The organism is Arenimonas fontis, from assembly GCF_008386465.1.
Classification (GTDB): Bacteria; Pseudomonadota; Gammaproteobacteria; order Xanthomonadales; family Xanthomonadaceae; genus Arenimonas; species Arenimonas fontis.
This window is the reverse complement of sequence record NZ_VUOD01000010.1, coordinates 60794-67567: the sequence shown is the minus strand read 5'-3', so window position 1 is coordinate 67567 and position 6774 is coordinate 60794. Positions and strand designations below refer to the sequence as shown.

Sequence of the window (6774 nt, the reverse complement as noted above, 5' to 3'; positions counted from 1 at the left end):
GGTGGATGATCGAATACAACGAGCAACGACCCCACGATTCCCTCGGCGATATGACGCCCGCCGAGGTCCGCCAGCAATACGAGGAAAGTTCTACTTTTGCATTGTGTGCTTGACGGGGAAGCTTACGGCGTGGCTGGGCTTGGTGCCACGCGAGCATTCCTCGGGCCAGCAGCGGCGGCTGGGGAAGATCACCAAGCGCGGCGACAGCTACCTGCGCACGCTGCTGATCCATGGTGGGCGCGCGGTCCTGCGATCCGCCGCGATGCGCCAGCGAGCCGGTAGGCCACTCGACCCGCTTCAGGCTTGGGCATTGGAGTTGCAGCAACGCCAAGGCCACAACAAGGCGGCCGTGGCCCTGGCCAACAAGCTGGCGCGCAGGCTATGGGCCATCGACCACCACGGCGCCGCATTCAACCCGGCTCACATCAGCGTCAAACCCGAAGCCGCCTGAGGGCGAACGGAAACTGCCAGGAGTGCACCACGATCTCGATCATGACGAAGGGTTCGGTCCCCGGGTGGGGCAAGGCCGATAACAATTCCGGCTCGCGAAGCCGCTTGAACGATAGGCCCCCGCCCGCGGATTTCATGATGGCCCGAGCGCAACGCGCTCACCCCAAGGCCGAATACACGACTGCAACCGATCCGCTTCCGAAAGTCAGAGATCAATCCGTGCGCTGTTTGCAGGGGGAGTCCATACACGAATTGTTAGGTGTTGTAGGCCCACAAGAATGCGGCCGCGAACACCAAGACATACACAAAAGAACTGTATGCAAAGAACTGCTTGGTCTTGCCAATGGACTCGGCCAGGAATCTCACCCTGTCACCGTCAGAACCCGCAGCGTGAAGCATGGCTTGCGCTTGGCGCGAGTTGCGGCGAGCAAGAACGAATAGCCAGACGGAGACGATTGCAACCTGCCATAGAAAGAATGCGTGGAGCTGAAATTTGTACAAGAGCCAGCCGACAAGCGCGCTGTAGGCAACAAGAAGCGGCAGTGCGGGAAGGAAATACTTGTGGTACGTGGTGAGACGGAAGATCTGCAGGGCGAAGAAGTGGCTAACGAAGAGAAAAATGATGAACCAAACGATCGCCATGATGTGTCCCCCAACACCTAACACCTGAGTTAAGCCGCGCCGCGAAGCGGCGTCGGCTTGGACGAATTGTTAGGCCCCGTAACACAGACCCATGAGTTGTGAGCGATTACTGCGAAGTTGCCATTTGGCTCCGGCGCGAACTGCCAGGCTTCGGCTATGCACCAGTCCTCCATGCGGCAGTACAACAACTTCTCTCCCGAGCGGAACCAGTGCTCGCTCGGCTCGTTCAACGGGACTGCGAAGGACGTGACCGACTTGGCCCGAAGCTCTTCGGCACCAGCAGGCTCTGTGACTTCGGACCATTCCTGCGCCGGGAGGCCGGTGAGGCAGATTGCGGCTGGGTTAGGCGCAGCAATCTTGGCCCCCGGCGCGGTAGGCCGGTTCGACTGACACGACGCGGCCAGAACCACGATGCCAAGGGCCAGCGGTAGCGTGTGAACTCGCATTAGGGGCCTAACGCCTGAATTAAGCCGCGCCGCGAAGCGGCGTCGGCTTGAATGATTTGTTATGCCTCATCTTCGACTACCCATTGAGGGTTCCACACGATTTCCCAGAGATGCCCATCGGGGTCTTGAAAGTATCCGCCATAGCCTCCCCAAAAAGTATCCTGTGCTTGCTTGACGATGGTGGCGCCGCACCTTCTCGCCTGCTCCATTACAGTGTCGACTGCCTTTTTGGATCCGACGTTGTGGCCAATTGAAAGTTCGGTTGCGCTTGGCGGTCCGAGTGGAACCGTAGAGTCGTGCGCAAGGCTTTTTCGAGGAAAGAGGGCAAGTTTCAAGCCTCCTTCCAGATCGAAGAATACAACTGCACCGTGCTCGAACTCCGTCCCAATGATGCCTTCTGTTTCCAACCCCAACCCATCACGATAGAAGCGAAGCGATCTTTCAAGATCATCTACGCCGAGAGTAATGACCTTAATCCGTGGCTTCATAGATTGAACTCCTTTGTGAGGCATAACTACTATTAGACCCCGAAGTGGGGCGTAGCACGGATTCTGTGGCTGGGCTGAGGGGCTCGTCAATCAGGCTTTTCCTATAGGAATCAGTGGTTTGTGGCGGTGGGCGCGGGGCTGGGGGCATGAAACATTGAGGGCGTTATCCGGTGGGGAGACGTCCATATGCAATATGACCGCAGCGCTGCAGCCGTAACCGGCGTGCGAACCCCGCCGGAACGGCCACGGTTGCTGGACGAAGTTCGGCGCCGTTTGCGGATGAAGCATTACAGCTTGCGTACCGAGCAGGCGTATCTTTACTGGATTCGCCGCTATATCCAGGCCAACGGCAGGCGGCATCCGCGCGAAATGGGCGGCGCGGAAGTGGAACGCTTCCTCAGCGACCTGGCGCGCAAGGGGCGGGTTGCGCCCAGTACCCAGAACCAGGCGCTGTCGGCGCTGCCGTTCCTCTACCGCGAGGCGCTGGAGCTCAAGCTGCCGTGGATGGATGAGGTGGTGCGTGGCAAGCGGCCGCAGCGCCTGCCGACGCTGCTCAGCCAGGCCGAGGTGCGGGCAGCGAAGGCGCTGTTCCGCCCCTCCCTGCCGCTGCCTACCGTATCGAAGATGGTGGCCTGCGGCGACGGAGAGCTCGCGCCAGGCGGTGGAGGGCAGCCCAGACAAGCGCCAGCACGGCCGAAAAGATCGTGGTGGCCGTCACTGCCAGCCATACCGAACCAGTGCCGCCGCTGAAGTTGAGCGCGAGATCGCCGGCAAGGAGAACCGAAGCAGGCAGCCAGGCGAGCGAGAGGATCATGGCCAGCCCAGCCAGGAACCGCGCGATGGTGCCGGCCTGCGAAAGGGCGAACGCGGCGCCAGCGATGGCGATCAGCCCCAGCGCGGCGAGCAGGTTGCCCAGCGGCAACCCTCCCGGCAGGCGCAGCTGCAGGTAATCGGCGCCCGACAGGAGCGATGTGGCAGAGAATGCCGCCACCAACAGGGCCACGACGACGACCAGGCCGCGCTTCATCTTCCACGCGGTGCCGGTGCCGGCCGCGGCACGGGCGTGCGCGTCACCGGCCCGCGTCTCGCGAGGGCGCGGCATCGGCGCTGCTGTCCAGCACCTCCTCCAACACCCACCTCACCGCACTCGCATCCGCCGGCACCCTGTCGCGCGGCACCTCGCGCACGCGCAGCACGTATTCCGTGCCGGACTGCCAGGCGAAGCCCTCGATCTCGCCGTGCAGCAGCTGCCAGGGTTCGCCGGGCTGGAAGCGGATCTGCAGGCAGAGGGTTTCGACGACACCGGTGCAGGGCGCGCGCTGGGCGGCGACCTGGAGGATGCGTTCGCGGCCGGCCTCGGTGAGCTCGCGCTGGTCGAAGCGCAGGCTGCGGCCGTCGTCGGCGCGCAGCCACAGCGAGGTGCCGGCCAGTTCGGCGCGCAGCGGCTTCACCAGCAGTTCGAGCATGGCCTGTTCGCGCGCCATGATCGGCGGCGGGCAGAGCATGCGGGTGCTGGCGATGGCGCCGCCCTCGCCGCCGAAGGTCCAGGTGCCGCCGTCGTTGCGCCAGGCGCCGGTGTGGTTGTTGCAGGGGCCGCGCAGGCTGAAGCGGCCCTCGCCGAGGCGCAGCACCGCCTGCGGCGCCGGCGCGGCCTGGCCGGCGGTGGGCGACTGCTCGTACCAGTCGGTGTCGGTGACGATGTCGCCGCTGTCGGCGATCACGCGGGTTTCCTGGCCGGCGCAGGCGGCAAGGGCGGCGGCGCAGGCGGCGGCGAGCAGCAGGCGGGCGGTGGACATCGCGGACTCCGGTGACACCGCCGGCCGGCGGCTCCGGCAGTGTAACGCCGCCGCCGCGAAGGCTGTGCCCGGCCGACACCGGGCGCAGTTGCTTCAACGGCGCCGCACCGGAATGCGGTCGGCGGGGAAGGCCGCCAGGTCGGCGCCGCGCTCGCGCCGCGGTGCGCCGGGCTGCGGGCCCCAGGCCTGGGCGGTGATCACTTCCCAGGTGGAAGGCAGCACGCCATTGCGGCGCTGCTGCTCGTAGGCGGCGGTCACCCGCTGCAGGCGACCGCGGCCGGCCAGGCCGCGCGGGCGGTCGCGGCGGGCATCGCCGGCGCCGATGGCCTTCAGCTCGCGCATCAGCGCATGCACGTCCGGGTATTCGAGGGTGAGCTCGTCGCGGTCCAGCACCGGGTCGCGGAAGCCGGCGGCCATCATCGCGTCGCCCACCTGCTGGATGTGCGCGAAGGGCGAAAGCGGCGGCTCCTCGCCGGCGGCCAGGTAGGCCTCGCGCAGCTCGATCAGGGTGTCGGGGCCAAAGGTGGTGAACAGCAGCAGGCCATCGGGCCGCAGCACGCGGCGGAACTCCGACAGCACCGCCGGCAGGTCGTCCACCCACTGCAGGCAGAGGTTGGAGAACAGCAGGTCGGCACACTGGTCGGCCAGCGGCAGCCGCATCACATCGGCGCAGATCCGCCGCACCGGCCGCCAGAAGCGGGTGTGCCGCGGCACTTCCCGCAGCATCGGCAGGGCCGCGTCCAGGGCGATCACCTCGGCGCGCGGCCAGCGCTTCTTCATGGCGCCGGCGGCGCGGCCGGGGCCGCAGCCCAGGTCGAGGATGCGGCCGGGCTGGCGGTCGTCCAGGTACTCCAGCTGCTCGAGCAGGCGCTGTTCGATCTCCTGCTGCAGGCGCGCCACCTCGTTGTAGCGTGGCGCGGCGCGGCCGAAGGCGCGGCGGAGCTGGCGGCGGTCGAACACGTCGTTCACGGTCAGAGGCTGGCGGCGAAATCGGCAACCGCGTCGGCGACGACGTCGGCGTGAGTGAGGAAGGGTGCGTGGCCGGCGCGCTGCACTTCCAGGAAGCACGCGCCGGGCGCGGCTTCGGCGGCGGCGCGCATGGCATCGGGGTGCACGACGCGATCGCGGCGGCCGGCGATCCACAGCGAGGGCACCGACAGTCCGGGCAGCGCCGGGCGCAGGTCGCCCCGGGCGAGCAGGGCCAGGCCATCGGCCAGCACCGTCGCCTCCGGCTCGCCGTGGGCGAAGGCCATGGCGCGCAGCAGGCGCAGCTCCTCGCGCATATTCTCGCTGCCGTGCACTTCCAGGGCGAGGAAGCGGTCGACGGTGCCGCGCCAGTCGGCGGCCAGCTGCTGCGCGAAGCCTTCGAACACGGCCGGGTCCATGCCGGCCGGCCAGTCCTCGGCGCGTACGAAACGCGGACTGGACGCCAGCAGCACCAGGCCACGGGCGCTGGCGGCGCCGGACGCGGCCGCGTGCAGCGTCACCAAACCGCCCAGCGACCAGCCCAGCCACAGCGCCTGCTCCGGCACCACGGCGGCGATCGCCTGCGCGGTGTCCTCCAGGCGCAGCGGAATGCCACTGCCCGCGCTGCGTCCGTGCCCCGGCAGGTCCACCAGGTGCAGGGTGAACTGCGAGGACAGGCGTTCGACCAGTGGCTCAAACACGCCGGCATGCATGGCCCAGCCGTGCAGGAGCACCAGGTCGGGGCCGGCGCCGCGAATGTCGTGGTGAAGCTCCACTGCGGGGGAAGGACTCAGATCGTGACGGGCCGGGTCGGCGGCTTCACCGCCTCGGCCAGGGCCGCCAGCAGGCCATCGACATCGGCCTCGCTGTGGTCCACCGAGAGGGTGATGCGCAGGCGCGCCTGGCCCTCGGGCACGGTCGGCGGACGGATGGCGGCGACCAGGTAGCCGCGTTCCTCCAGCGCCGCCGCCACCTCCAGCGCGCGCCGGTTCTCGCCAAGCAGCAGCGGCTGGATCGGCGTGAAGGATTCCTGCAGCGGCAGGCCGAGCGCGGCCGCGCCGCGACGGAACCGCGCCACGAGCGAGGCCAGCTTGGCCCGGCGCCAGGCCTGGCCGCGGATCAGCCGCAGCGAGGCGCGCATGGCCGCGGCCATGGCCGGCGCCGGCGCGGTCGAATACAGGTAGGGCCGAGCGGTCTCGGCTACATGGCCGACCAGGTCTTCGGGGCCCAACAGCACCGCGCCCTGGCCGCCGAAGGCCTTGCCCAGCGGCAGCAGCAGCAGCGGCACTTCCCTCGGGCCGAGGCCGGCGGCGGCCACGCTGCCACGGCCGTCGGGGCCGAGCACGCCGATGCCATGGGCATCGTCCACGAACAGGGTGGCGCCCTGGGCACGCGCCACCAGGGCCAAATCGGCCAGCGGCGCGGAATCGCCGTCCATGCTGAAGACGCCGTCGGTGGCCAGGATCGCCGCGCCATCGCGCCGGCTCATCAACTGGCGCAGCGCGGCCTCGACATCCAGGTGCGGGTAACGCTTGAGCTCGGCGCCGGACAGGCGCGCGCCGTCTATCAGGCAGGCGTGGTTGAGCTTGTCCTGCACGCAGACGTCGCCCTCGCGCAGCAGCGACTGCAGCACCGCCAGGTTGGCCAGGTAGCCGCTGCCCAGCAGCAAGGCCCGCGGGTAGCCCAGCCATTGCGCCATCTCGCGTTCGAAGGCGGCGTGCTCGCCGTGGTGGCCGCTGACCGCCGGCGAGCCGGTGCTGCCGAGGCCGTGCCAGGCGGCCGCTTCCTGCAGGGCCGCCACCACGTCCAGGTGCTGGCCCAGGCCCAGGTAATCGTTGGAGCAGAAGCTGAGCAGTTGCCGGCCGTCCACCAGCACGCGGGCGCCTTCGCGCGCTTCCACCTCGCGGCGCCGGCGCAGGGCCAGACGCGCGGCGCGTTCGGCCCGTGCCGCGGCGACCCGGTCCGACAGCCGCTGCCTGGCCATGC

The 6774-nt window shown here is 68.4% G+C and carries 7 protein-coding genes and 2 pseudogenes; 3 read left to right on the top strand and 6 right to left on the bottom strand.

What is annotated here, in order from left to right; translation table 11 throughout:
- Positions 1-113 (top strand): integrase core domain-containing protein (locus tag F0415_RS11055; protein ID WP_149861220.1); only part of this gene is annotated, 113 nt, incomplete at its 5' end.
- A gap of 5 nt (positions 114-118) precedes the next feature.
- A pseudogene (locus tag F0415_RS11050) lies at positions 119-451 on the top strand (transposase); the annotation flags it as partial.
- 254 nt (positions 452-705) lie between these two features.
- On the opposite strand, the gene F0415_RS11045 reads toward F0415_RS11050, so the two are convergent.
- Together F0415_RS11045 and F0415_RS11040 are read right to left on the bottom strand one after the other, a co-directional pair.
- Positions 706-1092, bottom strand: a complete 387-nt coding sequence (locus F0415_RS11045; RefSeq protein ID WP_149861280.1) for a hypothetical protein — start codon at positions 1090-1092, stop codon at positions 706-708.
- A gap of 505 nt (positions 1093-1597) precedes the next feature.
- Positions 1598-2026: a VOC family protein gene (locus F0415_RS11040; protein ID WP_149861279.1), complete on the bottom strand. Its 429-nt coding sequence runs from the start codon at positions 2024-2026 to the stop codon at positions 1598-1600.
- A 186-nt stretch (positions 2027-2212) separates the two neighbouring features.
- On the opposite strand from F0415_RS11040, the pseudogene F0415_RS11035 reads away from it, so the two are divergent.
- Positions 2213-2596: pseudogene (locus F0415_RS11035) on the top strand (phage integrase N-terminal SAM-like domain-containing protein); the annotation flags it as partial.
- Positions 2597-3096: 500 nt separating this feature from the next.
- On the opposite strand, the gene F0415_RS11030 reads toward F0415_RS11035, so the two are convergent.
- The 4 genes from F0415_RS11030 to bioF all read right to left on the bottom strand — a co-directional run bounded on the left by F0415_RS11030 (position 3097) and on the right by bioF (position 6772).
- Positions 3097-3822 (bottom strand): META and DUF4377 domain-containing protein, encoded by a 726-nt coding sequence (locus F0415_RS11030; RefSeq protein WP_149861277.1) that lies wholly within the window; start codon positions 3820-3822, stop codon positions 3097-3099.
- A gap of 93 nt (positions 3823-3915) precedes the next feature.
- Positions 3916-4791, bottom strand: a complete 876-nt coding sequence (gene bioC / locus F0415_RS11025) for a malonyl-ACP O-methyltransferase BioC (protein WP_149861276.1) — start codon at positions 4789-4791, stop codon at positions 3916-3918.
- A gap of 2 nt (positions 4792-4793) precedes the next feature.
- A complete protein-coding gene (gene bioH, locus F0415_RS11020) occupies positions 4794-5564 on the bottom strand; it encodes a pimeloyl-ACP methyl ester esterase BioH (RefSeq protein WP_281286603.1) in 771 nt (256 codons plus the stop codon).
- A gap of 14 nt (positions 5565-5578) precedes the next feature.
- Positions 5579-6772 carry an 8-amino-7-oxononanoate synthase gene (bioF, locus tag F0415_RS11015; protein WP_149861275.1) on the bottom strand — a complete coding sequence of 398 codons (1194 nt, stop codon included), beginning with the start codon at positions 6770-6772 and terminating at the stop codon, positions 5579-5581.
- Positions 6773-6774: the final 2 nt, after the last annotated feature.

What these genes read in the sequence shown, in the direction of transcription:
- F0415_RS11045 (WP_149861280.1), bottom strand. Translation starts at nt 1,092, where the DNA reads ATGGCGATCGTTTGGTTCATCATTTTTCTCTTCGTTAGCCACTTCTTC.
- F0415_RS11040 (WP_149861279.1), bottom strand. Translation starts at nt 2,026, where the DNA reads ATGAAGCCACGGATTAAGGTCATTACTCTCGGCGTAGATGATCTTGAA.
- F0415_RS11030 (WP_149861277.1), bottom strand. Translation starts at nt 3,822, where the DNA reads ATGTCCACCGCCCGCCTGCTGCTCGCCGCCGCCTGCGCCGCCGCCCTT.
- bioF (WP_149861275.1), bottom strand. Translation starts at nt 6,772, where the DNA reads ATGGCCAGGCAGCGGCTGTCGGACCGGGTCGCCGCGGCACGGGCCGAA.